Annotated in this window: 24 protein-coding genes; 5 read left to right on the plus strand and 19 right to left on the minus strand. The window is 51.4% G+C overall.

The window, feature by feature from the left end; all coding sequences use genetic code 11:
- Window positions 1-21: 21 nt before the first annotated feature.
- The 16 genes from dnaE to rpsB all read right to left on the minus strand — a co-directional run bounded on the left by dnaE (window position 22) and on the right by rpsB (window position 18,611).
- Entirely contained in the window at window positions 22-3,501 is a 3,480-nt protein-coding gene (dnaE, locus tag L6J37_RS18330) for a DNA polymerase III subunit alpha (protein ID WP_192017585.1), read from the minus strand.
- A gap of 85 nt (window positions 3,502-3,586) precedes the next feature.
- Complete coding sequence (gene rnhB / locus L6J37_RS18335) at window positions 3,587-4,204, minus strand: ribonuclease HII (protein ID WP_303458655.1); 618 nt, start codon at window positions 4,202-4,204, stop codon at window positions 3,587-3,589.
- A gap of 13 nt (window positions 4,205-4,217) precedes the next feature.
- Complete coding sequence (gene lpxB, locus L6J37_RS18340) at window positions 4,218-5,378, minus strand: lipid-A-disaccharide synthase (RefSeq protein ID WP_237796164.1); 1,161 nt, start codon at window positions 5,376-5,378, stop codon at window positions 4,218-4,220.
- A gap of 1 nt (window position 5,379) precedes the next feature.
- The gene (gene lpxA / locus L6J37_RS18345; RefSeq protein WP_237796165.1) at window positions 5,380-6,168 is read right to left on the minus strand and encodes an acyl-ACP--UDP-N-acetylglucosamine O-acyltransferase; all 789 of its coding nucleotides are present in this window, start codon (window positions 6,166-6,168) and stop codon (window positions 5,380-5,382) included.
- Entirely contained in the window at window positions 6,165-6,620 is a 456-nt protein-coding gene (gene fabZ / locus L6J37_RS18350; protein WP_027251674.1) for a 3-hydroxyacyl-ACP dehydratase FabZ, read from the minus strand. The genes lpxA and fabZ overlap by 4 nt, the downstream gene beginning before the upstream one ends.
- 103 nt (window positions 6,621-6,723) lie before the next feature.
- Window positions 6,724-7,752: a UDP-3-O-(3-hydroxymyristoyl)glucosamine N-acyltransferase gene (gene lpxD, locus L6J37_RS18355; RefSeq protein WP_192017581.1), complete on the minus strand. Its 1,029-nt coding sequence runs from the start codon at window positions 7,750-7,752 to the stop codon at window positions 6,724-6,726.
- Between the two features lie 207 nt (window positions 7,753-7,959).
- On the minus strand, window positions 7,960-8,469 hold the full coding sequence (locus L6J37_RS18360) for an OmpH family outer membrane protein (RefSeq protein WP_192017580.1): 510 nt from the start codon (window positions 8,467-8,469) through the stop codon (window positions 7,960-7,962).
- Between the two features lie 19 nt (window positions 8,470-8,488).
- The gene (bamA, locus tag L6J37_RS18365) at window positions 8,489-10,906 is read right to left on the minus strand and encodes an outer membrane protein assembly factor BamA (RefSeq protein ID WP_192017579.1); all 2,418 of its coding nucleotides are present in this window, start codon (window positions 10,904-10,906) and stop codon (window positions 8,489-8,491) included.
- Between the two features lie 36 nt (window positions 10,907-10,942).
- The gene (rseP, locus tag L6J37_RS18370) at window positions 10,943-12,298 is read right to left on the minus strand and encodes a sigma E protease regulator RseP (protein ID WP_218386464.1); all 1,356 of its coding nucleotides are present in this window, start codon (window positions 12,296-12,298) and stop codon (window positions 10,943-10,945) included.
- Entirely contained in the window at window positions 12,295-13,491 is a 1,197-nt protein-coding gene (ispC, locus tag L6J37_RS18375; RefSeq protein ID WP_192017577.1) for a 1-deoxy-D-xylulose-5-phosphate reductoisomerase, read from the minus strand. Before ispC ends, rseP begins: the two co-directional genes overlap by 4 nt.
- Window positions 13,492-13,640: 149 nt before the next feature.
- Window positions 13,641-14,489 carry a phosphatidate cytidylyltransferase gene (locus L6J37_RS18380; protein WP_237796166.1) on the minus strand — a complete coding sequence of 283 codons (849 nt, stop codon included), beginning with the start codon at window positions 14,487-14,489 and terminating at the stop codon, window positions 13,641-13,643.
- A 130-nt stretch (window positions 14,490-14,619) separates the two neighbouring features.
- Window positions 14,620-15,387 (minus strand): isoprenyl transferase, encoded by a 768-nt coding sequence (locus L6J37_RS18385; protein WP_192017575.1) that lies wholly within the window; start codon window positions 15,385-15,387, stop codon window positions 14,620-14,622.
- A gap of 87 nt (window positions 15,388-15,474) precedes the next feature.
- Window positions 15,475-16,032, minus strand: a complete 558-nt coding sequence (gene frr, locus L6J37_RS18390; RefSeq protein WP_192017574.1) for a ribosome recycling factor — start codon at window positions 16,030-16,032, stop codon at window positions 15,475-15,477.
- Window positions 16,033-16,099: 67 nt separating this feature from the next.
- A complete protein-coding gene (gene pyrH / locus L6J37_RS18395; protein ID WP_027251665.1) occupies window positions 16,100-16,831 on the minus strand; it encodes a UMP kinase in 732 nt (243 codons plus the stop codon).
- Between the two features lie 91 nt (window positions 16,832-16,922).
- Window positions 16,923-17,768: a translation elongation factor Ts gene (gene tsf, locus L6J37_RS18400; protein WP_192017573.1), complete on the minus strand. Its 846-nt coding sequence runs from the start codon at window positions 17,766-17,768 to the stop codon at window positions 16,923-16,925.
- A 114-nt stretch (window positions 17,769-17,882) separates the two neighbouring features.
- Entirely contained in the window at window positions 17,883-18,611 is a 729-nt protein-coding gene (gene rpsB / locus L6J37_RS18405) for a 30S ribosomal protein S2 (RefSeq protein ID WP_192017572.1), read from the minus strand.
- Between the two features lie 326 nt (window positions 18,612-18,937).
- On the opposite strand from rpsB, the gene map reads away from it, so the two are divergent.
- The 3 genes from map to L6J37_RS18420 all read left to right on the plus strand — a co-directional run bounded on the left by map (window position 18,938) and on the right by L6J37_RS18420 (window position 23,130).
- A complete protein-coding gene (map, locus tag L6J37_RS18410; protein ID WP_192017571.1) occupies window positions 18,938-19,735 on the plus strand; it encodes a type I methionyl aminopeptidase in 798 nt (265 codons plus the stop codon).
- Window positions 19,736-19,915: 180 nt separating this feature from the next.
- Window positions 19,916-22,546 carry a bifunctional uridylyltransferase/uridylyl-removing protein GlnD gene (gene glnD, locus L6J37_RS18415; RefSeq protein ID WP_237796167.1) on the plus strand — a complete coding sequence of 877 codons (2,631 nt, stop codon included), beginning with the start codon at window positions 19,916-19,918 and terminating at the stop codon, window positions 22,544-22,546.
- Between the two features lie 203 nt (window positions 22,547-22,749).
- Window positions 22,750-23,130 carry a DUF3461 family protein gene (locus L6J37_RS18420; RefSeq protein WP_192017569.1) on the plus strand — a complete coding sequence of 127 codons (381 nt, stop codon included), beginning with the start codon at window positions 22,750-22,752 and terminating at the stop codon, window positions 23,128-23,130.
- An 80-nt stretch (window positions 23,131-23,210) separates the two neighbouring features.
- On the opposite strand, the gene L6J37_RS18425 is transcribed toward L6J37_RS18420, so the two are convergent.
- The 3 genes from L6J37_RS18425 to L6J37_RS18435 all read right to left on the minus strand — a co-directional run bounded on the left by L6J37_RS18425 (window position 23,211) and on the right by L6J37_RS18435 (window position 24,862).
- Complete coding sequence (locus tag L6J37_RS18425) at window positions 23,211-23,666, minus strand: flavodoxin (protein WP_192017609.1); 456 nt, start codon at window positions 23,664-23,666, stop codon at window positions 23,211-23,213.
- Between the two features lie 120 nt (window positions 23,667-23,786).
- Window positions 23,787-24,539 (minus strand): tRNA pseudouridine(65) synthase TruC, encoded by a 753-nt coding sequence (truC, locus tag L6J37_RS18430; RefSeq protein WP_218386467.1) that lies wholly within the window; start codon window positions 24,537-24,539, stop codon window positions 23,787-23,789.
- Window positions 24,536-24,862 carry a YqcC family protein gene (locus tag L6J37_RS18435; RefSeq protein WP_161444723.1) on the minus strand — a complete coding sequence of 109 codons (327 nt, stop codon included), beginning with the start codon at window positions 24,860-24,862 and terminating at the stop codon, window positions 24,536-24,538. The genes truC and L6J37_RS18435 overlap by 4 nt, the downstream gene beginning before the upstream one ends.
- A gap of 142 nt (window positions 24,863-25,004) precedes the next feature.
- Here L6J37_RS18435 and L6J37_RS18440 point away from each other — a divergent pair, with 142 nt between their 5' ends.
- Complete coding sequence (locus L6J37_RS18440; RefSeq protein ID WP_237796168.1) at window positions 25,005-26,051, plus strand: DUF3549 family protein; 1,047 nt, start codon at window positions 25,005-25,007, stop codon at window positions 26,049-26,051.
- Between the two features lie 34 nt (window positions 26,052-26,085).
- Window positions 26,086-26,388, plus strand: a complete 303-nt coding sequence (locus L6J37_RS18445; RefSeq protein WP_192017567.1) for a DUF3301 domain-containing protein — start codon at window positions 26,086-26,088, stop codon at window positions 26,386-26,388.
- The last annotated feature ends 261 nt before the right edge of the window (window positions 26,389-26,649 follow it).

Raw genomic sequence — 26,649 nt, forward strand, 5'->3', positions numbered from 1 at the left:
GTCTGACAGGTATCGGACTCATTAATTAAACTCAAATTCGACTTGCTGCTCGCCCAGTAACACTTTGAGATCAGTGATTAAATCATCACTTGGCGTTATCCGCCACTCTGTGCCAAGGGTAAGTTTAGCGCGTGCATTCGAACGCTGATAATAAATATTCACCGGGACAGTACCTGCCCGATGCGGCTCCAGCGCTTTGCTGAAACGCTCAAAAAATGTGTGATCAATCTGCCCTTCAGTCAGCGAGATAGCAAGACCCCGCAGGTGCTTTTCTCTAGCGTCAGAAATATCAAGGACTTCACGTGCAGACATTTTAAGGCCACCATTGAAATCATCAAAGCTGACCTGTCCGGAAACGACCAAAATCCGGTCTTTTTCAATCAGATCGAGATATCGCTCCAAAGCATCGGAAAACAGCATAACTTCCATGCGCCCCGATCTGTCATCCAATGTCAGCACTCCAATCCGGGTACCGCGCTTGGTTGTCATAACCCGGGCGGCGATAACCAGTCCGGCAATCGTCACTACCTTATCACGCCCTGTCGGATGGGCATCTTTCAGGCGCCAGGTGACATAGTGCTTAAGCTCACGCACATAACTGTTGATCGGGTGGCCGGTCAGGTACAAGCCGAGCGTGTCCCGCTCGCCTTCCAGCCAGATTTTTTCTGGCCATTCCGGAATATTGGCGTACGCTTTTTCCACTTCTTCCGGCGCTGCTGTCAGCACGCCGAACATATCCGCCTGACCGAATGCCTCGGCCTGATGGTGCTGGCCAGCGGCTTTCAGCGCGTCGTCCAATGTTGCCATCATCGCCGCGCGGTTGGGTCCGAGACGATCCATCGCACCGGCTTTGATCAACCGCTCCAGAACGCGTTTATTGACCTTCTTGGTGTCTATTCTGGCACAGAAATCAAATAAGTCCTTAAAATGGCCGCCTTTTTCCCGTGCCGCAATAATATTCTCTATCGGGCCTTCACCTACCCCTTTAATAGCGCCTATGCCATAGACAATGGCACCCTCATCATCAACGGTGAAGCGGTAAAGCCCCTTGTTAACATCCGGCGGCAGTATTTGCAGATTCATGCGCTGGCATTCTTCCACCAGGCCGACCACTTTATCGGTATTATCCATGTCGGCGGTCATTACCGCAGCCATAAATTCAGCCGGATAATGCGCCTTCAGCCACAGAGTCTGGTAAGACACCAGGGCATAGGCGGCCGAGTGTGATTTGTTGAAGCCGTAACCTGCGAATTTCTCTACCAGATCGAAGATCTTCATCGCCAGCTCGCCGTCGACCCCGTTATTCACGGCGCCGCTTTCAAACGTGGCTCGCTGTTTCGCCATTTCTTCCGGTTTTTTCTTACCCATAGCACGGCGCAGCAAGTCAGCACCGCCCAGGCTATAACCGGCCAGGACCTGGGCAATTTGCATGACCTGTTCCTGGTACAGAATAATGCCGTATGTCGGCTCCAGAATCTCTTTCAGCGACTCGTGCTGATAAGTGGCATCGGGATAAGAGATTTCTTCACGACCATGCTTACGGTCGATGAAGTTATCCACCATGCCTGATTGCAGCGGGCCAGGACGGAACAGGGCCACCAGTGCGATCATGTCTTCAAAACAGTCCGGCTGCAGGCGCTTGATCAAATCTTTCATGCCGCGCGATTCAAGCTGGAACACCGCGGTGGATTCTGAGCGTTGCAGCATGGCGAACGATTTCTGATCCGCCATCGGGATAGCCGTAATATTGACCGGCGGCTTGCCCTGAGCTTCCAGGCGCGGGTTAATCATGCCCAGCGCCCAGTCAATAATGGTCAGCGTACGCAAGCCCAGGAAGTCGAACTTCACCAGCCCCGCGGTTTCTACATCGTTCTTATCAAACTGTGTGACCGGGTGATGGCCTTCAGCGTCACAATACAGCGGGGCAAAATCTGTAATTGTGGTCGGCGATATGACCACCCCTCCGGCGTGTTTACCGGCGTTTCGGGTTACCCCTTCCAGCACCCGGCACATGTCGATCAGATCTTTGACTTCTTCATCGGCTTCGTACACTTCACCCAGCTGCGGCTCGGCCTCAAAAGCTTTTGCCAGTGTCATGCCCGGTTCTGCCGGAATCATCTTGGAAATGCGATCGACAAAGCCATAAGGGTGGCCCAGTACCCGGCCCACATCCCGGATAACGGCTTTAGCCGCCATAGTGCCAAAAGTGATGATCTGGGATACCGCATCCCGGCCGTACATTTCGGCCACGTGATCTATCACCTGATCCCGCTTATCCATACAGAAATCGATATCAAAATCAGGCATGGATACCCGTTCCGGGTTCAGAAAGCGTTCGAACAGCAGGTCAAAGGCCAGCGGATCGAGATCCGTGATATCCAGCGCATAAGCGACCAGGGATCCTGCACCCGAGCCCCGCCCCGGGCCAACGGGCACACCGTTCTCCTTCGACCACTGGATAAATTCCATGACGATCAGGAAGTAGCCAGGGAAACCCATCTGGTTGATCACTTCCAGTTCAATATCCAGACGTTCGTCGTATTCAGGGCGACGGTTTTTGCGCACTTCTTCATCCGGGAATAAGAATTCCAGACGTCGCTCCAAACCTTCTTTCGACTTCAAGACCAGGAAATCTTCCGTCGTCATGTCACCGGTCGGAAAGTTTGGCAGGAAATATTCACCTAACCGGACCGTTACATTACAGCGCTTGGCAATTTCTACTGAGTTTTCCAGGGCTTCCGGAATATCAGCAAACAGCTTGCACATTTCTTCTTCACTGCGCAGATATTGCTGAGCACTGTAATGTTTGGGACGGCGGGGATCGACCAGAGTATAACCATCATGGATACAGACGCGGATTTCATGAGCATCGAACTGATCCGGGTTGATAAAACGCACATCGTTGGTTGCCACCACAGGCAAATCTGCCTGCGCGGCCAGTTCAATGGCAAAATGCAGGTACGCTTCTTCATCCGGCCGGCCGGTGCGGACCAGTTCCAGATAATAATTGCCGGGAAAGTGTTGCTGATAAAAGGCCACACAGCGCTCTGCCGCCGCCTGGTTGCCTTTGAGCAAGGCCTGTCCGACATCTCCGGTTTTACCGCCAGACAACAGGATCAACCCCTGCTTCTGCTCAACCAGCCAGTCGCGGTCAATCACAGGCATGTGTTGCACATGCCCGCGCTGATAGGCACGGGATATCAGCAAAGTCAGGTTTTTATAACCGTCATTGTCTGCCGCCAGGACAGTGAGATCAGACAGCTCATCGCCATTCTCATCGCTGCGCACTTTGAAATCCGCACCGATAATAGGCTTCACCCCCGCGCCATGGGCTGCGAAATAGAATTTCACCAGGCCGCACAGGTTAGTGAAATCTGTCAGGGCCATTGCGGGCATGCCCAGCTCTGCCACTTTCTTGACCAGAGGCGGGACCTTACTCAGGCCGTCGACCATGGAAAAGTCACTGTGGATGCGCAGGTGTATAAAGCGTGGTTCAGCCATGATGATGTCGTCAATTCAGCGGTTAAGACACAAACAGGGGTTGAGTCTAAAATGATTTTTCGTCAACGCAAGTGCCCGAAAGCCATTACTTCAAATTTTGCGCAATTCGCTCTCGAACTGGCTTAAAACTCTTACGGTGCTGCTCAATCACGCCATGTTTTTCCAACGCCGCAAAGTGTGCTTTGGTCGGGTAACCTTTGTGCTGGGCAAACCCGTAAGCAGGGTACTGCGCATCCAGGACTTGCATTTCTCTGTCGCGGGTCACTTTGGCCAGAATCGAGGCAGCACTGATTTCTGCTACCCGCATATCACCTTTCACCACGGCCTGGGCCGACACAGGTAACGATGGCACACGGTTGCCGTCGATCAAGACATAATCGGGCTGTACAGACAGGCCAGCAACCGCTCGCTGCATCGCGACCATAGTAGCCTGCAGGATATTCAGCTCGTCAATTTCTTCCGGCTCACAGCGGCCCAAAGACCAGCTCAGTGCTTTTTCCTGAATGTCGTCAAACAGCGCCAGCCGCTTTTTCTCACTCAGCTTTTTCGAGTCAGCAAGCCCGACTATAGGATTGGCCGGATCGAGTATGACAGCGGCTGTCACAACAGCACCGACCAGCGGCCCACGGCCAACCTCATCCACACCCGCAATCAATCGGGCATCCGGGTATACAAAGGGTTCGTATTGCATAATGTGTTTCACTCTGTCCGGTAAATTAACACCGGCCACTGCTAGATGACTTACCGATTAAGGTCAGCACGGCTTCGGCAGCCTGCTTATCCGCATCACACCGGATAAGCTGGTGCAGCCGGGTAAATTCGGCCATCAGCGGCTGGTTGTCGGCTGTCAGGCTTTGCTCAACTGCCGCGGCCAGTTTCTCTGGCACACACTCTTGCTGCAATAATTCAGGCACCAGTTCTTTGTCCGCCAGAATATTGGGTAATGACACATATTTGGTCTTGAGCATGCGTTTGGCTAACCAGGCTGTCAGCGGTTTGACTTTATAGCCCACCACCATTGGACGCTTAACCAACATACATTCCAGCGCTACGGTACCGGAAGCCAGTAACACCGCATCTGACGCCGTCATGACATCGCGCGCGGTATCATCAACCAGAACAAAATCCAGTTCGGGCGCTGTCGCCTTCCACGCCTGTTCAAACTGTTCCCGGCGTTTCTGGTTCACCAGCGCCACCACAAAACCCAGCTCTGGCTGTTTCGCTTTCAGCAACTGGCAAGCCTGAATAAACGGCTCTGCCAGCAGACCCATTTCACCGCCACGGCTGCCAGGTAACACGGCCAGCCAGCGTTTATCGCTGTCCAGTCCCAGCTTTTGCCGGGCAGCGGCTTTGTCTGTCTCTAATGGAATGGCATCCGCCATGGTATGACCGATGAATTCACACGGAACGTTAAATTTATCGTAAAAGGCTTTTTCAAAGGGCAGGAAGGCCAAAACCAGATTGGTCGCGGCTTCAATTTTGAAGATCCGCTTCTGCCGCCAGGCCCAGACCGACGGGCTGACATAATGAACGGTTTTAATACCCTGACATTTCAGGTCTTTTTCCAATCGCAGATTAAAGTCAGGCGCATCAATGCCCACGAACACATCCGGCGGATTGGCTGAAAAATACTTAACCAGCTCGGCTTTAATGTGAAACAGACGAGGCAGCCGACCGACAACCTCGACGATCCCCATGACCGCCAGCTCTTCCATATCAAACAGAGCTTCGCAGCCCAGCGCCTGCATGCGCGGTCCTGCAACGCCAACAAACTCGGCATCCGGATAGCGCGCTTTGACCGCTTCAATAAAGCCGGCCCCTAAAATATCGCCGGAGATCTCCCCGGCGACAATTCCAATTCGAAGAGGCTTGCTCATATCAGCGAATAATTCCGCGTTCGGTATTGTTCAGAGCATCCAGCAACAGGCCAACCGACGGCCAGTCTTTCACCATATCTTCCAGTACCGGCTTCACCTCGGCCTGCGTTTTACCCGAGCGGTAAATCTCTTTATAGGCACGGCGCAAGGCATGAATTTCAGGCTTTTCAAAGCCATTACGCTGCAAACCCACAATGTTCAGTCCAAACGGTGTGGCATGGTTACCCTGAGCCAGTACATAAGGCGGCACATCCTGCACCACGGCAGAACAGCCACCGACATAGCTGTACGCACCCACATTACAGAATGGGTGGATGGCTGACAGTGCCATCACGCCGGCGTAATCGCCTACCACCACATGGCCACCCAGAATTGAGTTGTTACCAATATGGGTGTGATTACCAATCACGACGTCGTGAGCAACGTGGGCATTGACACACAACAGGTTGTCATCGCCAACAATAGTCACGCCTTTATCCTGTACCGTGCCGCGATGGATCTGTACGCTTTCGCGGATCACATTGCGATCACCAATTTCCAGGCGCGTCGGTTCACCGTTGTATTTCTTGTCCTGGCACTCTTCACCGACAATTGCATAAGGAAAAATGCGATTATCCTTGCCAATCGTGGTCGGGCCTTTGATCACAACGTGTGACATGATCTCGTTACCGTCGCCAATTTCGACATCTTTGCCAATGTAGGTAAAAGGGCCAACGGTAACATTGGCTCCGATTATCACACCGTCTTCAATCACCGCTGATGGGTGAATTTGTGCTGTTTCGTGAATCATGAAAACTCTCGTCTCGCGCATTTCAACTCAGCAGAACACACAACATCGCCGTCCACTTTCGCAATGCCATTAAACATGGCAATACCGCGGCGCTCTTTCAGGAATTCCACTTCAATTACCAGCTGGTCACCAGGGCCAACGGGTTTACGGAATTTCGCATTATCAATGCTGGCAAAGTAATACAGTTCATTTTCTGCCGGCGCACCAAAGGTTTTAAACGCCAGCAAGCCAGTGGCCTGTGCCATGGCTTCAAGAATCAGTACACCAGGAAAAACAGGCATTTTCGGGAAGTGGCCGGTAAATTGCGGCTCATTGACGGAAACGTTTTTAATCGCTGTCAGTGTTTTGCCTTCTTCGTAGTTAACAACACGATCAACCATCAGAAAAGGATAACGGTGCGGAAGAAGAGCTTGGATCTCGGTGATATTCAGCGTTTTGTTTTCGCTAGTCAAAACTGCATTCCTGTCTAAAAAGTTAATAAAGCGCCGGACAAAAACGTAAGCGGCCTACGCGGTAAGTGACGCAGGCCCGAAGCGGCAAAATGAGAACGAAAAACTACTGACTATCTTTTTCGAGTTTTTTCTCTACAGATTTCAATCGCTTATTCATTTCTTCAATTTTCAGAACACGTGCCGCCGTTTTACGCCATTCCCGGTTAGTTTGTAATGGGATACCGGATGAATACACGCCAGGCTCAGTAATAGGTCTCATGACCATTGCCATACCTGTCACAGTCACGCCATCGGTAATTTCCATATGGCCATTGAACACACTGGCTCCGCCAATAAAACAATGTTTACCGACTTTCAGGCTGCCAGCCATAACCGTAGCACCTGCAATCGCAGTATTTTCACCAATGGAAACGTTATGGGCAATCTGACACTGGTTATCAATGATAACACCATCAGCGATCAGGGTATCCTCAAGCGCACCACGATCAATAGTGGTACAAGCTCCGATCTCTACTCTGTTACCAATACGCACCGTGCCCAGCTGAGGAATTTTTTGCCACTGGCCTTTATCGTTCGCATAACCAAAGCCATCAGAGCCAATCACTGTCCCCGACTGAACCAGGCAATCGTCACCCAGCACAACATTGTGATAAATACTGACATTGGCCCATAGCTTAGTGCGACTGCCAAGGCGCGCACCTTTACCGACAAAGCAGCCGGGACCAACCTGAACATGATCACCCAGCACCACACCGGATTCGATCACGGCATTATGGCCAACGGCAACGCCCTCACCCAGAACGGCGTCAGGGGCAATATACGCTGATGGCGCAATATCTACCGCGCTGGCTGGTGTGGAATCGAGCCACTGAGCCACTTTGGCGTAGGCCAGATAAGGGTCTTTAACGATCAGTGCATTTCCGTCGAAATATTCAGCATCAGCCGGTGTCAACATCACCGCTGTCGCCTTGCACGCTTGCAGGTGCTGACGGTATTTACTGCTGGAAAGGAAAGTGATCTGGCCGGAGCCTGCCTGGCCCAACCCTGCGATTGCTGTGACTTCGGCCGCTGCGTCACCACGCAGCTCCGCACCTAATTTTTCTGCTAATGCAGCAAGCGTCAATGCAGCCATTATTTACCTTAATATTTCGTTTTGTACGTACTGCGCCTTATTATCTGCGGAGTAAGAGACAATGCAAAGGGATAACGCAGAAACGCCCACAATTTGAACAATGTTCACATAATAATGTCATTTTGGATACTAAGAGGAATACACCAGACGGACCTTGATTCCCTCCCGGTGTACTCTCTCACTAGCACTCAGTGAAACAAGATAAGCTTATTTCACCGCTGACATCACTTTCGCAGACAGATCATCTTTAGGGTTAGCAAACAGGATTGCCTGACCATCAACAACCATATCGTAGCCTTCGCGCTTAGCCACATCCTGAATCGCTGTACGCAGTTTCATGGCCAGCTTTTGCTGCTCTTCCGACGCACGACGCGCCTGATCTTCCTGCAGAGCACGCGCTTTTTGCTTGAACTGGCCATCCAGCGTCTGCAACTCGTTTTGCAGTTTAGACTTGTCGCTGGCACTCATCAGCTGACCATCACGCTTGAGCTTTTCCAGCTTAGATTTGATATTGGTTTCCAGCGAGCGCAATTCTGTTACCCGTCCCTGGAACTCGTTACGCAGCTTATCCTGCAAGTTGTAACGCTGTGCCAGTTGCGCCATGGCTTGAGCCGTGGCAACGTAGCCTACCTTCTCAGCCGCTGCCGCTGCCTGGGTATACATAGATGATGAAAGAACGACCAGGCTAAGACCGGCTGCTTTAATCCACTGTTTCAAAGGCTCTCTCCTTAAAGGGTTAGAATGTGCGTCCGATGGTAAATGTGAAGAATTCTTCGTCATCGCCATCGTATTTCTTAAGTGGCCTCGCAACCGAAAAGACCAGAGGTCCCATTGGTGACATCCACTGCAGAGCCGCACCATATGAAGCACGGATCAGGAAAGGATCTGAATAGTCATACAGAAAATCACCGTCCTGTCCGCTCAAATCGTATTCTGTGTCCCACACGTTACCGGCATCAATAAACAGGCTGGTACGGATCTGATTCCTCGCCTCTTCAGAAGCAAACGGAGTCGGGACGATCAGCTCAACACTGGCCAGTGCGACAGCATTACCGCCCGCAGCATCGTCAGAACCTGTCGCACAGCTGTTATTGCCACCTATGCTACCACCGCTATCACAGCCGCCAACGTAGACAGCTTTCGGACCCACAGTATTGGAACGGAACCCACGCAGGGTAGAGAAGCCACCCGCATAGAAGTTTTCATAAAACGGCAATAGCTGATCACTGCCATTATCCGTTGTGCCGTAACCATTACCATAGCCCAGCCGTCCGCGAAGCAACAGGGTAAAGTCCTGTTCCTGAGTTAACGGGAAGTACTGACGGACATCATACTGCGCTTTAAAATACTGGGCATCTGAACCCGGTACTGTCATGCGGAAGGTAGCACGCTGATGGTTACCTGCTGTCGGGAAGAAGCCACGGTTCAGGTTATTGCGGGTCCAGGAAACCGACCAGTCAAAGTCATCCAGCTCAATGGAAGTATTCGCTTGATCAAAATCATGAATTTGTTTGAATTTTTCGATCTGATAATACTCTTCCGTATTCGAGATCTTGTTGTGGTCATAGCCCAGACCAAATTCAAAGAAATTCAGTTCATCATACGGAAAACCCCAGGTCAGACTGGTACCGTAGCTCTGGTTGGTATAGTCAGAAATGTTAGCGTCAGAGGCTTCAAACTCGTTGTAGTACACTTTGCCGCCCAGGCTGATACCATCCAGCGTGAAATACGGGTCGCGGTACTCAACGCTCACGTTTTTCTGGTAGTCATTCATCATGGCACTGATGCCGAAACGGTTACCGGTTCCCAGGAAGTTGTCCTGCTGGATACCAGCCTGGAAAGAAACTCCGGATTCAGTACCATAACCGACACCAAAGTTGATGTTACCAGCGTTGGCTTCTTTCACCTTGTACTGAACATCGACCTGATCTTCGGTACCCGGAACACGCACTGTCTGTACATCAACCGATTCAAAGAAACCGGTACGGTTCAGACGTTCTTTACCGCGTTCAATTGACTTAGAGTTGAGCCAGCTGCCTTCCATCTGGCGCATTTCGCGGCGCAACACTTCGTCCTGAGTTGATGTATTGCCAGAGAAAGCAATATTACGCACGTAAATACGCTTGCCTGGCTCAACGTTCACCAGCAGGGACACCTGCTGATTGGTATCATCAAACTCTGGAATGGTATTCACCTGCGGGTAGGCATAACCCAACTCGCCAAGCCGGCGTTTGATCGATTCTTCCAACCCTGTGACTTTCGCACCGTTGTAAATATCCCCCTCTTTAAAGGTGACCAGCCCGGCCAGTTCGCCCTGCGCGCCAACCAGGTTTCCGCGGAATTTGACGCCCTTGACAGTATACTGCTGGCCTTCATTGATATTCAGGGTGATGTATACCCCTTTCTTATCAGGGGAGATAGACACATGGGTCGATTCAAGCTTGTATTTCAGATAACCGTTGTTGAGGTACTGAGAACGCAGGGTTTCCAGATCACCAGCCAACACCTGTTTCTGATACTTTTCATCGGCCAGGAAGTTCCACCAGGGTACATCGGCCTGCAGATTGAATTTGTCGCGCAGATCTTCATCGGTAAACACGTTATTACCAATGAAATTAATTTGCTGAATTTTCGCCGATACCCCTTCGGTAAAGACAAATTTCAGGTCAGCACGATTTCGTGGCAATGGGGTCACAACGGCCTTAACACTGGCGTTGTACTTACCCACACTGTAGTAGAAATCTTCCAGGCCCTTTTCAATCTTACTCAGAGTTGTGCGATCCAGTGCTTCACCCACGCTGATTTTAGACGCGTTGAGGTTTTCCTGGAGCTGCTCGTCTTTGATTGCCTTGTTGCCAGAAAACGTAATGCTGGCAATGGTCGGACGCTCAATGACTTTCACCACCAGAGCATTGCCGTCACGAAAAACCTGAATATCTTCAAAATTGCCTGAAGCAAACAAGGCCTGGATCATATCCGCGACGTCACGTTCATCGACCGAATCACCAATTCTGACAGGCGTTTTCAGCAATGCAGCACCCAAGGCTACACGCTGTAATCCCTCAAAGCGGATATCATCCACCACAAATTGTTCCGCATGTACCACACTGCTGCCAAGCAAGAGGGATGCGACTAACAGTTTCTTCATCGCCATTACTGTTCTGATTATTCCTTGCTAAAAACGCACTTATTAAAGGCGGGTAAAATCATTTATGAGCGCTACAGCCATCAAAACGACTAAAATCACAGATCCAAGACGGTAGCCAAGATCCTGTATACGCTCTGAAACAGGACGTCGTGTCACAGCTTCAATTGCAAAAAAGAGTAAATGCCCACCATCCAGCACAGGCAGCGGCAACAGGTTCACTATACCCAGGTTAACGCTAATTAAAGCCAGGAAACCCAAAAAGTACACTATGCCATAATCAGCCGTTGTTCCCGCACCTTTGGCGATAGAAATCGGGCCGCTTAAATTCTTCAGTGCCACATCCCCGGTCACCAGTTTGGTTACCATATCAAAGGTCAGTGTCACCAGTTGCCAGGTTTTCCCGGTCGCTTCACCAATGGCCTCAATCGGTCCATACTGGCGAACAAAGCGCTGATCTGCTGGCCACTCTGACATCACAGGTGCGAAGCCAGCATATCCAACCCACTCACCGCTCGGCAACTTTTTGCTAATGGGCGTCAAGGAGGCTTCTACCAGCTCGTCGCCACGGCGCAACTGAACTGTCAGCGTTTGATCCGGGCTGGAACGAACCGCATCAACCACCTGCAGCCATTGAGTAATCGGCTGCTTATCGATAGCGACAATCGTATCCCCTATTTCGAAGCCAGCTTTTTTGGCCGCTCCGTTATCCACCAACTGACCAATTTCCAGCGTGATCGGCGGTGAAAACGGGGTGAGACCCAGAGTCGTCAGTATACGCTCACTTTCCGGGTCAAAAGACCAGTTGCGCAAATCCAGATTGAATGTCTTTTCATAAGACTCTTCCGACGGCACGGCTGTCAGCGTCATCTCATCATCACCAATATGGCTTATCATGGCCATATTGACGGACTCCCAATCCGGAGTTTGGATACCGGAAACTGACTTAAGTTCCATGCCGCTTTCAATACCGGCCTGGGCAGCTATTGACTGCGGCGCAACCTCTCCGATCACCGGCTTAACCGCAGGGACACCAATCAGGTACACAACCCAATAGGCAAAGATAGCAAAAACAAAGTTAGCAAGAGGGCCAGCCGCCACAATGGCGCTTCTTTGCCACAATGACTTGTTATTGAAAGCCTGATGGCGACGTTCAGCCGGTACAGTGTCAACCCGCTCATCCAGCATTTTGACATAGCCGCCGAGTGGGATCATTGCCAGTATGTATTCGGTGCCTTGCTTATCAACCCGGCGCCATAGGGGTTTGCCAAAACCAATGGAAAAACGCTCGACATACACGCCGCAACGGCGTGCAACCCAGAAGTGTCCGAATTCATGCACCGCAATTAAAATGCCCAGCGCAACGAGAAAGGCGCCCAAATTCCACAAAATTCCCATCATTTAGCTACCTTCTGAATCACTTGCTGCGCGAGCTGTCGTGCATCAGCATCCAACGCCATCACACACTCCAGACTCCGCGGCTCTGTCAGGTTAATCCGCTCCAGCACTTGCTGGTTCACTCGCGCGATATCGGTAAAACGTATTCCACCGGCCAGAAACTCTGCCACTGCCACCTCATTGGCAGCATTGAGCGACGTTGTTGCTGCCTGTCCACTGTAGCACGCATCTATCGCAAGCTGCAGACACGGATAACGCGACATATCCGGCGCCATAAATGTCAGTTCTCCCGCCTGGGTAAAATCAAGCGGCTTAACGCCGGCATCCACCCTTTCAGGATAGGCCATGGCAAAAGCGATTGGCGTCTGCATATCCGGCAAACCCATCTGCGCAATCACTGAACCATCTTTGTACTGTACCATAGAGTGAATCACCGACTGGGGATGAATCAGCACCTCCAGTTGCTCCCTGGACGCATTAAACAACCAGCGGGCTTCTATGTACTCCAGCCCTTTATTCATCATAGTGGCCGAGTCAACGGAAATCTTCGGTCCCATCGACCAGTTTGGATGCGCAATGGCCATTTCCGGTGTCACAGTCTCCAGATCCCGTGGATCGGTATAGCGAAACGGACCACCAGAGCCGGTCAGCAAAATCTTACTGATCCCAGCTGCAGACAGATCACAGCGCCCGGTCTGCTTTTGAACACCTAAGGGTAGACACTGATAAATAGCATTATGTTCACTGTCCACCGGTAATAATTCTGCGTCATACTTCGCAACGGCATCAATAAACATCTGGCCAGACATCACCAGGGCTTCTTTATTAGCCAGCAGCACTCGCTTCCCGGCTTTAACCGCAGACATAGTCGGCATCAACCCTGCTGCCCCCACTATGGCGGCCATTACGGTATCCACTTCATCCAGCGCGGCAATTTCGCACATGCCAGCAACACCGGTCAGCACCTGAGTGGCAACACCGTGAGCTTTCAACTGCTCAGACAGTTCACGTGCGGCCTGCTCGCAGGCCATAGCTGCAAACTTGGGCTTCCACTGACAGCACAGTTCAAACATTTTACGGCTGTCTGTCCCAGCCGCCAGCGCGACCACCTCAAAGTGGTCAGGATTGTTTGCCGCTACGGCCAGTGTACTGGTGCCTACCGACCCCGTTGCTCCAAGAATGGTTAACTTACGCATACCTTCACTACTTTATGAATTCTGGCTGTTCACAGCCATAATCCTACCGTCCATTTCCAGTTAGTGTGTAAACAGGGGGTCAACACACTATCAAGGGTATCAAAATCAAAATGGGGGAAGTGGTTACCCGCTTCCCCCCGAATCAGGTCTCAGATAAGCCAGAGATAGAGCAATGCAAAAACGGGCAGTGCCGCCGTCAGGCTGTCTATCCGGTCCAGAATACCACCGTGACCAGGTAAGATCTGTCCACTGTCTTTAATTCCGGAAACACGCTTGAGCATACTCTCTGCCAGATCACCAAATACAGAGGCAATCACAGTCAGCACCACTGTCACTAACAGTGCACCGCTGTTATTAAAGGTTATGCCAAACAGTTCTGCGGTTGCCCACGCGACGACCACTGCCAGCACCACACCACCGGCAAGCCCTTCAAGTGTTTTATTCGGGCTGACTCTGGGGGCCATTTTATGGCGGCCAAAACGTTTACCCGCGAAATAAGCACCGCTGTCTGCCGCCCAGACCAGTAAACACACCAACATAACCAGTTTGGCACCCAGATAGGGGGCTTCGGCATAGTTAACAGCACGTAACATGACGACGCCCCAGAAAAAGGGAATCAAAGTCAGTAAGCCAAAAAGGTAGCGAAGCGTGGTTGAACCAACCCAGAAGCCAGATTGGTTCGGATAAGTCACGACCAGCAAGCAGGCAAACAACCACCAGACGCCACCTGCAGCTAACATGATGTGATGAGGAAATTGTAAATTACCCAATTCGATGGCATCTGCAGGGAGAGCCAGAAATGACGCCAGTAAGACTAAAACAGGGGGTACCATCGCCAGCAGGCGTGAACGGGTATTTACAAACTGGGTCCATTCCCAGAAGCCAACCAGGGTGATACCTGCGATAGCCAACATAAAACCCGAAAAAGGTAGCAGGAAGATGCCGGCTACCACCAATGGTGCCAGAACCAATGCAGTCAAAATTCGTTGCTTAAGCAAGCTTGTTCCTCTCGTTATTATTTATCGTTGTCGCTTCTCAGCAATATCTTGCTTGGCAGCAATCCAACAAGCCACGAGCTTGTTTTCAGAATGGCAGCGGGGTTCCATTTTCCGCGCTACCATCTTGGTGTTACTGAGCTTTCAGTAACTTTTTTATTTGTTCACCCGTACAACCAAAACGACGCTCCCGATCCATAAACCAGGCAATGGCATCGGCTAAGGTATTTTCATCAAAATCAGGCCAGAGTTGCGGTGTGAAATACAACTCGGCATAGGCGGTCTGCCACAGCATAAAGTTGCTGATCCGGCATTCGCCACTGGTACGAATAAGAAGATCGACATCAGGCAAGCCACTGGTGGATAAGCGAGCAGCCAGCATGTCTTCAGTGATATCATCCGGGGTCAGCCCCTGCTCGGCCACTTCCCGGGCGAGAGCCTGAGTAGCCTGAAGAATATCCCATTGTCCGCCATAATTCGCCGCCACGTTGAGAACCATGCCGGTGTTGCCAGCGGTTAAAGTTTCGGCTGCCGTGATTTTGTCCTGAAGACGCTGACTGAAGCGGCTGGTGTCGCCAATAATTTTAAGACGGATGTTATTTTTATGCAGACGCTTCACTTCCCGGCCAAGAACGGTCAGAAAGAGTTCCATCAATAAAGACACTTCATCTTCCGGACGGCGCCAGTTTTCACTGCTGAATGCAAACAGAGTCACTACCTGGATACCAATACGGCTCGCAGCAGAGACAGTTTTACGTACGGCTTCTACACCGGCTTTATGGCCAAACACCCGCGCTTTACCCTTCGCCTTCGCCCAGCGTCCGTTACCATCCATAATGATAGCCACGTGCTTGGGCAGGTTCTGGGTGTACCATTCAGTGCTGCTTGTATGCTCTGTCATACTTTTCCCTCAACAAAAAAGCGCCGTGCTGCACGCACAGCGCTTTAGAGCTTATCAAGCCAGAGTCAATAATAAGTAAGGAGAACCTTATACTTCCATCAACTCTTTTTCTTTTGCTTCCAAAATGGTATCAATTTTCTTCACGGCAGCATCAGTCAGCTTCTGAATGTCATCCTGAGCACGACGATCATCGTCTTCTGAAATTTCTTTATCTTTCAGCAGTGCCTTCACTTCTGCGTTGGCATCACGACGGATATTACGAATGGCAACACGGCCTTGTTCTGCTTCAGCGCGAACAACCTTCACCAGGTCTTTACGACGCTCTTCCGTCAATGCTGGCAGTGGAACCCGGATAACCGTACCTGCAGAGGATGGGTTAAGGCCCAGATCCGACATCATGATCGCCTTTTCAATTTTAGGCGTCAGTTCCTTGTCGAATACCGTAATGGCCAGGGTACGGGCATCTTCAGCGATGACGTTAGCTACTTGACGCAGCGGTGTGTTGGAGCCGTAGTAGTCAACCTGAATACCATCTAGCAAACTTGGATGTGCACGACCAGTACGCACTTTTGCCAGCTGAGATTTCAGTGCTTCAACACTTTTTTCCATTCGCGTTTGCGCATCAGTTTTAATATCGTTAATCACGTTTGTACCCTTGAATAGTCGGTCTTAGCAGGAAGCTGTTTTCCTACCCTATCAATATGTTACGCCCTTACTCGCTGTGAGCGATCAAGGTACCTTCCGGCTCACCCATCACCACTTTGCGCAGTGCGCCAGGTTTATTCATGTTGAACACACGAATCGGCATACCGTGGTCACGAGCCAATGTGAAGGCGGCGAGATCCATGACTTTCAGCTCTTGTTCCAGAACATCCTGATAACCTAGCTTATCATAAAGAACAGCTTCTGGGTTTTTAACTGGATCGTCGCTGTAAACACCGTCCACTTTTGTGGCTTTCAGCACAACATCAGCTTCAATTTCAATACCACGCAGGCATGCCGCTGAATCTGTCGTAAAGAAAGGATTACCTGTACCGGCAGAGAAAATAACGACCCGGCCCTGGCGAAGCTGGCTGATAGCTTCTGCCCAGTTATAGCTGTCACAGACACCATTCAGCGGAATAGCTGACATTACTTTCGCGTTCACATAGGCACGGTGCAGCGCGTCACGCATGGCAAGGCCATTCATCACTGTCGCCAGCATACCCATGTGATCGCCCACAACTCGGTTCATACCCGCAGCAGCCAGACCTGCACCACGGAACAGATTACCACCACCGATAACCAGACCCACCTGTACGCCCAGTTCTACCAGTTCTTTAATTTCCTGAGCCATGCGGTCAAGCACATGTGCATCAATACCAAAACCTTCGTCGCCCTGCAGCGCTTCGCCACTCAGTTTCAGCAGGATCCGTTGATAAGTCGGTTTAGGATTCGTGGTCATTTATTGTACCTTCCAGGCTTACTATAGAGATATGGAGTTGTAAAAAGACCGCAGCCTTGGCCACGGTCTTCTATAAGCAATTTGCGAAAGATTAACCTTTCTGCGCCAGAGCAACTTCTTCAGCGAAGCTCAGGCCTTCTGCTTTCTCAATACCTTCACCTACTTCCAGGCGAATAAAGGTAGAAACAGAAGCGCCGTTTTCTTTCAGTACGTCGCCGACAGATTTCTTAGGCTCCATGATGAAAGGCTGACCAGTCAGAGAGACTTCGCCAGTGAACTTCTTCATGCGGCCTTCAACCATCTTCTCAGCGATTTCCTGAGGCTTGCCTTCGTTCATGGCGATTTCAACCTGAACTTCACGCTCTTTAGCAACAACGTCAGCTGGTACGTCTTCTGGGTTCACGTACTCTGGGCGTGAAGCTGCAACGTGCATTGCAATGTGCTTCAGGGTTTCGTCTTCGCCGTTACCAGCAACAACAACACCGATACGGTCGCCGTGACGGTAAGAAGCCACTTTCTCACCTTCGATGTAAGCAACACGACGGATAGAGATGTTCTCACCAATTTTAGCAACCAGAGCAATACGCTTCTCTTCGAACTGAGCTTGCAGTTCAGCGATGTCAGTTTTGCCAGCCAGTGCAGCATCAGCGACTTCGTTGGCGAAAGCCAGGAAGTTGCCGTCTTTAGCAACGAAGTCAGTCTGGCAGTTCACTTCTACCAGAGCAGCCAGGCTGTCGTTGTTCTTGATGATGATAGAACCTTCAGCAGCGATGTTACCTGCTTTCTTAGCCGCTTTTGCAGCGCCGCTCTTACGCATGTTCTCGATGGCCAGCTCGATATCAGCATTTGCTTCAACCAGTGCTTTTTTACATTCCATCATACCTGCGCCAGTACGCTCACGCAGTTCTTTAACCAGGGCAGCTGTAACTGTTGCCATTGTTATATCCTCAGTTTTCAAATCTTGGTGTAAAAATCAGGGGCCTGTAAACGGCCCCTGTTAACCATACTTAGTTTACACAAGGTAACTTAAGATGCTCAAAGGAGCGACTGATTACTCAGCTTCTACGAAACCGTCTTGCTCAGCCTGAACAACGATGTCCTGGTTACGAGCTTCAGTAACAGTAGTTGCAACAGCACCTGTGTACAGCTGGATAGCACGGATTGCGTCATCGTTACCTGGGATAACGTAATCTACGCCGTCTGGGTTAGAGTTAGTATCTACGATAGAGAATACTGGGATACCCAGGTTGTTCGCTTCTTTGATAGCAATGTGCTCGTGATCAGCATCGATAACGAACATAGCGTCTGGCAGACCGCCCATGTTCTTGATACCGCCCAGAGATTTCTCCAGTTTTTCCATTTCACGAGTACGCATCAGCGCTTCTTTCTTAGTCAGCTTGTCGAAAGTACCATCGGTAGACTGAGTCTCCAGATCTTTCAGACGTTTGATTGACTGACGAACAGTTTTCCAGTTAGTCAGCATACCGCCCAACCAACGGTTGTTCACGTAGTACTGATCACAGCTGTTGGCCGCGTCTTTGATAGATTCGCTTGCAGCACGCTTAGTACCAACGAACAGGATTTTACCTTTGCGAGCAGCGATCTTGTTGATTTCTGCCAGCGCTTCGTTGAACATTGGTACAGTTTTTTCAAGGTTGATGATGTGTACACGGTTACGAGCACCGAAGATGAATGGCTTCATCTTAGGGTTCCAGTAACGGGTTTGGTGACCAAAGTGTACACCAGCCTTCAGCATGTCGCGCATTGATACAGTTGCCATTGAATATTCCTCAATTGGGGTTAGGCGTCCACATATCCCATGCTACCGACCCTTGACCTTTTAAGGTCGACTTACTCATAAGCCTTGGGCACCCCGGAGCACGTGTCGATATGTGTGAGTGATTAAATAAAATAATGTTTTCGCAATCTGACCTGCCGCACTGACTTTCGTCAACGCACAATATGCCAAATTACGGCGCGCTTTATACCATATTTAGACCGCAAAAATCCAGTCAAAATCTTCTGTACAGACCAAAGTCAGTTTTCATCCTCCGCTCTCGCTGATACCATATAAAGTATAGAGACTGACAGAGCAGAGAAGTTTGCATGAGCATTAAGATCAAGACGGCTGAAGAAATTGAAAAGATGCGCGTTGCCGGCCAGTTGGCTGCCGACGTACTGGAAATGATTGAGCCGTATGTAAAACCTGGCGTATCCACTGAAGAACTGAACCGGATCTGTCATGAGTACATCACCGAAACCCAGGGTGCGATCCCGGCTCCGCTGAACTATCACGGTTTCCCTAAATCCATCTGTACCTCAATCAACCATGTGGTATGCCACGGCATTCCCAGCGAACAAGATGTATTGCAAGATGGCGATATCATCAACATTGATATCACGGTAATCAAAGATGGCTACCACGGCGATACCTCTAAAATGTTTGAAGTAGGCGAGGTCTCACTGGAAGACAAACGCCTGTGCCGTGTCGCGCAGGAAAGCCTTTACCAGGCCATTAAAAAAGTGAAGCCGGGCACCAAGCTGGGCGAGATTGGCACCACAATCCAGAAGTTTGTGAAAAACGGTAACAGCCGCTTCACCATTGTCAGAGACTACTGTGGCCACGGCATCGGTGATGAATTCCATGAAGAGCCGCAAGTGGTCCATTACAAAAACGCCGACCGCACTGTACTGAAAGCGGGTATGTGTTTCACCATCGAGCCAATGATCAATGCCGGTAAGTTCGGCTGCCTTCTCGATGATGAAGACGGCTGGACGGTTTACACTGTCGACGGCAAGAAATCGGCGCAATGGGAACACACGCTGCTGGTCACCGATAGCGGCTGTGAAATCCTGACCCTGCGTAAAGAAGAAAGCCTGCCACGGGTGATGAAAAACGCCTGATCCGCAGGTCAGTTCGACGATTACTGACCATTGACTCAAAGCCAGCACATTGCTGGCTTTTTTGTTGCTGTAATTCAGGCTAGAGTAAAGAGACGGCAGTTTTCCTCCCAGCCACCAGCAAAGGCTTGGAAACAAGGCTTTATTGCCCGTCACTGATACCTCAACATGGCATGGACAGCAATGACACAGATTCAATCCGAACCCCACACCCCAACCAGCTGCGAAGACACTGCTCAGCTGCTTATCATGCTCAAAGAAGAGTTGGAGCAATTCAACGATCAGCAGCAGTTACTCTTCTCCCAGCATGTTCCTGTGACTGAGCTGGTCGAAGCCAGAGCGGGCTGTATAGACCGGCTGCTTCGCCATCTCTGGCCCCTGTTCGGACTCGATAAGCGCGACGATCTCTCGCTGGTTGCGGTCGGCGGATACGGTCGCGGCGAGCTGCATCCCTTGTCTGACGTCGACATCCTGCTGCTCAGTACCATCCCGCTTGATAATCATACAGGAAAACAAATCAGTGAGTTTCTGACCTTACTGTGGGATCTCAAGCTGGAAGTGGGCCACAGCGTCCGTACCGTTGAAGAGTGTATCAATATCGGGCTGGAAGATTTAACCGTGGCCACCAATCTTCAGGAAGCCCGCCTGCTGTGCGGCAGTGAAGACAGCTTTCTGCAATTGCAGGATCAGGTCAATTCCGGCAAATTCTGGCCCAGCGAAGCCTTCTACCGTGCCAAAGTCGAAGAGCAGCGCATCCGCCATGCCCGCTATCACGACACCACCTATAACCTGGAACCGGATATCAAATCCAGCCCTGGCGGGCTGCGTGACATTCACACCTTAAGCTGGGTCGCCCGCCGGCATTTCGGCGCGACCAATCTGCTGGAGATGAGCCGCTTTGGTTTTCTGACCGATGCCGAGTACCGTGAACTGTATGAGTGCCAGGCCTCGTTGTGGCGTATCCGGTTTGCCCTGCATTGTGAGCTCAAACGCTACGACAACCGGCTGACCTTCGAGCATCAGGCTTCCGTCGCGCAAAAACTGGGCTATCAAGGGGAAGGCAACAAACCGGTCGAAATGATGATGAAAGAGTTCTACCGCACGCTCAGGCGTGTGGCCGAACTCAATAAAATGCTGCTGCAGCTGTTTGATCAGGCGATACTGAAAAACGGTGACGAGTTAGCCATCGTCGATCTGGACGACGATTTCCGCCTGGTCGGCAACCTCATCGAAGCCAGAAAGCCAGCCTTATTTCAGGCACGTCCGGAGACCATTCTCGACATGTTCCTGCATATCGCAGGTAATTCAGAGATAGAAGGCATTTCAGCCCCCACGCTGCGCCAGTTACGTACTGCCCGACGCCGTCTGAACCGTTTTTTAGTGGATATTCCTGAAGCACGCGAGAAATTCATGGAGCTGGTACGCCAGCCAAACGCCCTGAACAAAGCTTTTCACCTGATGCACCGCCACGGTGTGCTTGCCGCCTATCTCCCGCAATGGAGCCAGATAGTGGGGCAAATGCAGTTTGACCTGTTCCATGTTTACACCGTGGATGAGCACAGTGTCCGCCTGCTCAAACACATGAACAAATTCAGCGATCCGGCCAACCGGGAGGTTCACCCTATCTGCTGCGAAGTGTATCCGCGGATTCAGAAAAAAGAACTGCTGATACTGGCGGCAATTTTCCACGACATCGCCAAAGGCCGAGGCGGCGACCATTCCGAGCTGGGGGCAGACGACGCCTACCGGTTCTGCCTTGAACATGGCCTGTCGCGACCGGAAGCCAATCTGGTCACCTGGCTGGTCAAGAATCACCTGCTGATGTCAGTCACCGCCCAGCGCAGAGACATTTATGACCCGGATGTGATCACTGAGTTTGCCAAGACAGTGCGCGATGAAGAGCGGTTGGATTATCTGATTTGCCTGACAGTGGCAGATATCTGCGCCACCAATCAGGAGCTGTGGAACAGCTGGAAGCGCACCCTGCTGGCCGAACTGTATTACTCCAGCCAGAAAGCGCTACGCCGCGGCCTGGAAAACCCGCCTGATGTCCGCGAACGTATTCGCCACAACCAGCAAATGGCCTCTGCCCTGCTGCGCAGCCAAGGCTTCAGCCAGCGTGAAGTCGACGTGCTCTGGCAACGTTTTAAAGCCGACTATTTTCTGCGTCACACCCACCAGCAGATAGCCTGGCATGCCGAGGCGCTGCTGAAACATGAGAATCCGGATATGCCGCTGATACTGATCAGCAAAAAGCCGACCCGTGGCGGGACCGAAGTGTTCGTTTACAGCCGCGACAAAGCCAAACTGTTTGCCATTGTTGTGGCCGAACTGGATAAGAAAAACCTCAGCGTTCATGATGCACAAATCATGACCAGTAAAGATGGCTACACCTTAGATACCTTCATGGTGCTGGATCCAAACGGTGATCCCCTGACGGACAACCGCCGCGCCACGGTCCGGGACGATCTTATCCATGCCCTGGACACCATGGTTTCGGTGCGTCGCAATAAGCGTCCGCCACGCAAGCTGCGCCATTTCAACGTCAAAACCCAGGTCGATTTTCTGCCCACCAAAACAGGCAAAAAGACCATGATGGAGCTGGTGGCACTGGACATGCCAGGGCTGCTGGCCCGGATAGGTTCAGTGTTTGCCGATCAGAATGTCAGTCTGCAGGCCGCCAAGATCACTACCATAGGGGAGCGAGCAGAAGACTTTTTCATTCTGGTCAATGAAGAGGGTCAGCAACTGAGCGCCGAGCAGGAATCGGCGCTCAAAACCGCACTGATTGAACGTATTGACGACGCGGCATAGTCAAACCAGTCAGCCCGTCAGCCAAACATGACGGGCTGTTGCGAATCCTTGACGCAGATTCTGCGCCGCGTGCAAGATTTACCCAGCATAAATTGCTAGAGTAGCAACAAACTGCCTCTATCAACGCCAGGTAATGCCACTTAGGTTCGCATTTGTTGTACTGAGCGCAGACGGTTTATTGACTGAAACAACACGAGGCCGCCATGTACCCCAACCTTACCAGCCTGGGCATCGAACACCCTGAGCGCATTGAAAGTTATAGTCTGCGCCAGGAAGCTGCGAATGACATTCTGAAAATCTACTTCGCCAAAGGAAAAGGAGAGATTTTTGCCAAAAGCATGAAGTTCAAATTCCAACGCCAGTCCAAGTCTGTCATCGTGAACAGCGGCAACCGTGAAGCCAAGGAAGTCTCGGAGATTAACCGCAAGCTGACTTTTGTCACCGACGAGTTAGACAAGATCACGAAAAAGCGTCACACCGATGTCGATATCAAGAAAAAAATTCTGGACGATTTACGCCATCTGGAACAGGTGGTCAGCCATAAAATTGCCGAGATCGAATCCGATCTGGCAAAACTGAAGTAACTAGTGGTAAATAATAAGTCAGAAATCGGGCACCTGCTGAGGTGCCCTTTTTACATCTCGCTACCTGTGAGTCACCGGCATTACTGCACTTTTTTCATAAAGTCCTGCAGCCAGGGCAACGCCGCTTCCGCCGGATCAAAATTGACGCAGGCATCAATATCCAGACGCGCAGTCACAGGCTTGGCCTGCAGCTCCTGAAGTAAGGCGTCAAACTGCCGTCCGCCGCCGCAGTATCTGTCCTCACCGTAACTGGAATCGCCCATCGCTATCACACCATAGTTGAGCGCCGGCATCAGTGGAAACTGATCATTCAGCGCCATATACAGCGGCAACAGATTTTCAGGGATCTCCCCCTGCCCTGTAGTGGAAGTAATCACCAACGCGACCTGATCCCGGTAAGCAAGAAAATCGTCCAGACTGGGATCTGTGAACAGTTCCGCATCGTGGCCATTGGTTTTCAGCTCGCTGACGACTTCTTCTGCGACTTCCTCTGCCCCGCCAAACACAGAGCCCACAAATACACCAATAGTTGCCATCACAGTCACACCTCACTCCCTGTTTAAATTTCAATGACCTGAGATTACTCTGACCCTTGTACCGGCCAGATGCAAATTCCGAAACACAAATGCGCGATCCTGCAATCAAAAACGGTGATTTTATCCGTCCAGATAAGACAGCGGCCACTGGAAGGCCAGCATCACACCCTGCCAGCTCTGATCCACGGTTGCACGGATCGTTATCGGCAGACCGGTAACCGGATGGATAAATTCCAGCGCAGAGGCATGTAGCATCAGCCGGTGACAGTCATAGTGCTCCCTGAACATGCGGTTATGCCGGCCATCACCATGGTTCACATCACCAATAATATGATGACTCAGATGATGCATGTGCCGGCGCAGCTGATGCTTGCGGCCGGTTTCCGGTTTCATTTCAACCAGGGTATAGCGGCTGGTTGCATAACGGCCGACAGGGATTGGGGTTTCCACTCTGGCGAGCGGACGATACGCTGTGACGGCCTCCTGCGGTGCTTTGTCCTGCAAGGTCCGCTTATCGCTCATCTTATCCAGCTCTTCTTTCAGTGGATAATCCAGCACAGCCGCTTCTTTTACCCAGCCCCGTACCACAGCATGATAGGTTTTCTTCACCTCCCGGCCCGCAAATTTTGGCATCATTTCAGCGGCCATCTCGCTTGAGAGTGCAAATAACAGTACGCCTGAGGTCGGTTTATCGAGCCGGTGTAAGGGAAACACATGCTGCCCACCGAGCTGATCCCGCAGGGTCTGCATCACAAACCGGGTTTCGTGACGATCAAGCCAGGAGCGGTGCACCAGCATACCGGCCGGTTTGTTAACGGCAACCAGATAGTCATCCTGATACAGGATCTCAAGTTCAGTATTTGGCGCTGTCATTGATTCGCCCCGCCCAGCCAGTGATCCAGTTCAGCAATCAGCGGCAACACACCGGCCAGTTCAGGTTCCAGTTTGGCTGACTCTTCAGCATAGGGATAAATATTGAACTGAGTCGGCAACATCAGCCTTTCCTCAACCAGATGATACATACGGGGCAGAAAAATCCATTGCAGCCATTCTGCACATGTCAGCGTATCAATGGCGAATGGCTCAGTACTGGCCAGCGCTTCCTCACTGGGTGGGCTGTGCTGCCACAGTCCTTGCGCGCGTAACTGCTGTTCTAACCGTACCAGCAAACGGGTGGTTTTTTCGTAACAATCCAATGCTGTACTCCTGGATCAACATAACTAGCCTGATGGCTGAGGGTGAGCTCAGCCGGACAACTGGCGCGCAAGGATACCATCTTCACGCTCAACTCCCTATAATGCGCCAGCATAAGCCGTCAAACTCTAGGAGCCCTGTAGCATGCCCATGGATAAATTTCACACCCTGACCCAACTGTTGGACAATGCCGGATGCCAGTATAAGATTTTCGATCTGGGCCGCCGGGTCTGTGAAATCGAGCGAGCAACTTTCAAAGCGGTTGAAGATAACCGCCAACCTTATCCATGGCCGTTACAGCAGCATGCTCACCTGTCGATTTCCTTCTGGCAGCAGGGTAATCCGCCCTGGATCTGGTTTCTCAAGCTGCCGCTGGATGAGCGGGGCTTACTCAAACAGGCCGCAGTCGGCGATTTCATTAAGTATGTCATCGAAGCCATGGGCGCCACACTCAATGCAGTGCCAACAGACGAAGAGCAGGAGAAGCTGGCGGCCAACCCGTATACCTTCAAACCGAAAGACGACAAAATGGCGATCTTCCACGCCCATCTGCGTCAGCAACTGGCGTTGCCAGCCAGCCAGTATTACGAACATGCCCAGGTGTATCTCAGCGGTAAACTGGATTGGGCGCAATGGCAGGGCGTCGGCTTACAGGGGCTGGCCGATATCTGCGCCCGCATGAAGCAGGAAAATAACGCGACCTACCTGCGCAAGGCGCTGCAGAATCTCCCCATGACGCCGCTGTACGCGCTGCTGGGTTGTCTGGAACACTGTGAGCTGCCAGCGGCGCTGTCTGAGCGTCTGGAAGAACGCATTCAAGGTGAGCTGACGGCACAGCAAACCGACATCTTCCTGTTGTCTGCCTTACTGCGTGCCATGTCAGGTGCCGAGACGGCTATGCTGAACCGGGCGCTTCAGGCCATACTGGCCAAACCTGAACTCTGCCACCCTGAAATGCTGGTCGCCATAGCCGGCAGGTGCTGGAAAGGCCTAGCTGACACTGACTCAGCCAGTCAGTTTTTACTGCGCCTGGCCCAGACTCAGGATCAGAATTTATTCAACCAGCTGTTTGCCGATCTGGTGATGCTGCCAGCACTGCGCGGCACTATGCTGCAGGTGCTGCACAGTTCAGCCAATGCCGAGCTGACCGAGGCCATTACCCGGTTGCAACAAGCCACTCGCGGCCAATAACAAATGAAACGGAACTGAGAAGGAAATCCCACGGATGGATAATTTACTTGGCATACTGGCGATGGCCATACTGGGCTATCTGTTCTGGCAGCAAAGGCGCCAGAGCGAGCTGGCCCAGCAATTTATCACTCAACGCTGCCAGCAGTTAGGCTTGCAGTTGCTGAGTGTCGCCAGAGGCTCGCACCGCCTGAAAGATGATGCCGGCAACTGGAGCTGGCAAACCCTGTACTTGTTTGAGTTTTCAGCTGACGGTGCTGATGCCTATCAGGGATGCGCCACCTTCAAGGGGCTGCGTCCGGTACAGTTTTATGTGCCGCCGCACCATATGCCGGGCTGAACCGTTCCCGCGCCAATTTTTCTTTTTCCCGACACACAAAATAAAACGGGCGCAACTTACGTTGCGCCCTTAGGTCTTACTTGCAGCAATCCGGCTACACATAGGCTCCCTGCCTCATTCCTTTGATGCGCCGGAATCCGTCGGCGATTTTCCTTTAAACGCTCATCCTGAACGTGTCCGTTGATCTCCTGATCCGTTACTTCATCCTGAAATAACTCTCTTCGACCTTCCTGGCGGTGTCCCTGCTTTCGTTCTGAAAGT

The organism is Photobacterium sp. WH77, from assembly GCF_022014395.1.
Taxonomy (GTDB): Bacteria; Pseudomonadota; Gammaproteobacteria; order Enterobacterales; family Vibrionaceae; genus Photobacterium; species Photobacterium arenosum.

Coding starts and splice junctions, on each gene's coding strand:
- dnaE (WP_192017585.1), bottom strand. CDS start 3,501: ATGGCTGAACCACGCTTTATACACCTGCGCATCCACAGTGACTTTTCC.
- lpxB (WP_237796164.1), bottom strand. CDS start 5,378: ATGAGCAAGCCTCTTCGAATTGGAATTGTCGCCGGGGAGATCTCCGGC.
- lpxA (WP_237796165.1), bottom strand. CDS start 6,168: ATGATTCACGAAACAGCACAAATTCACCCATCAGCGGTGATTGAAGAC.
- lpxD (WP_192017581.1), bottom strand. CDS start 7,752: ATGGCTGCATTGACGCTTGCTGCATTAGCAGAAAAATTAGGTGCGGAG.
- bamA (WP_192017579.1), bottom strand. CDS start 10,906: ATGGCGATGAAGAAACTGTTAGTCGCATCCCTCTTGCTTGGCAGCAGT.
- rseP (WP_218386464.1), bottom strand. CDS start 12,298: ATGATGGGAATTTTGTGGAATTTGGGCGCCTTTCTCGTTGCGCTGGGC.
- ispC (WP_192017577.1), bottom strand. CDS start 13,491: ATGCGTAAGTTAACCATTCTTGGAGCAACGGGGTCGGTAGGCACCAGT.
- L6J37_RS18385 (WP_192017575.1), bottom strand. CDS start 15,387: ATGACAGAGCATACAAGCAGCACTGAATGGTACACCCAGAACCTGCCC.
- pyrH (WP_027251665.1), bottom strand. CDS start 16,831: ATGACCACGAATCCTAAACCGACTTATCAACGGATCCTGCTGAAACTG.
- tsf (WP_192017573.1), bottom strand. CDS start 17,768: ATGGCAACAGTTACAGCTGCCCTGGTTAAAGAACTGCGTGAGCGTACT.
- rpsB (WP_192017572.1), bottom strand. CDS start 18,611: ATGGCAACTGTATCAATGCGCGACATGCTGAAGGCTGGTGTACACTTT.
- map (WP_192017571.1), top strand. CDS start 18,938: ATGAGCATTAAGATCAAGACGGCTGAAGAAATTGAAAAGATGCGCGTT.
- glnD (WP_237796167.1), top strand. CDS start 19,916: ATGACACAGATTCAATCCGAACCCCACACCCCAACCAGCTGCGAAGAC.
- L6J37_RS18420 (WP_192017569.1), top strand. CDS start 22,750: ATGTACCCCAACCTTACCAGCCTGGGCATCGAACACCCTGAGCGCATT.
- L6J37_RS18425 (WP_192017609.1), bottom strand. CDS start 23,666: ATGGCAACTATTGGTGTATTTGTGGGCTCTGTGTTTGGCGGGGCAGAG.
- truC (WP_218386467.1), bottom strand. CDS start 24,539: ATGACAGCGCCAAATACTGAACTTGAGATCCTGTATCAGGATGACTAT.
- L6J37_RS18440 (WP_237796168.1), top strand. CDS start 25,005: ATGCCCATGGATAAATTTCACACCCTGACCCAACTGTTGGACAATGCC.
- L6J37_RS18445 (WP_192017567.1), top strand. CDS start 26,086: ATGGATAATTTACTTGGCATACTGGCGATGGCCATACTGGGCTATCTG.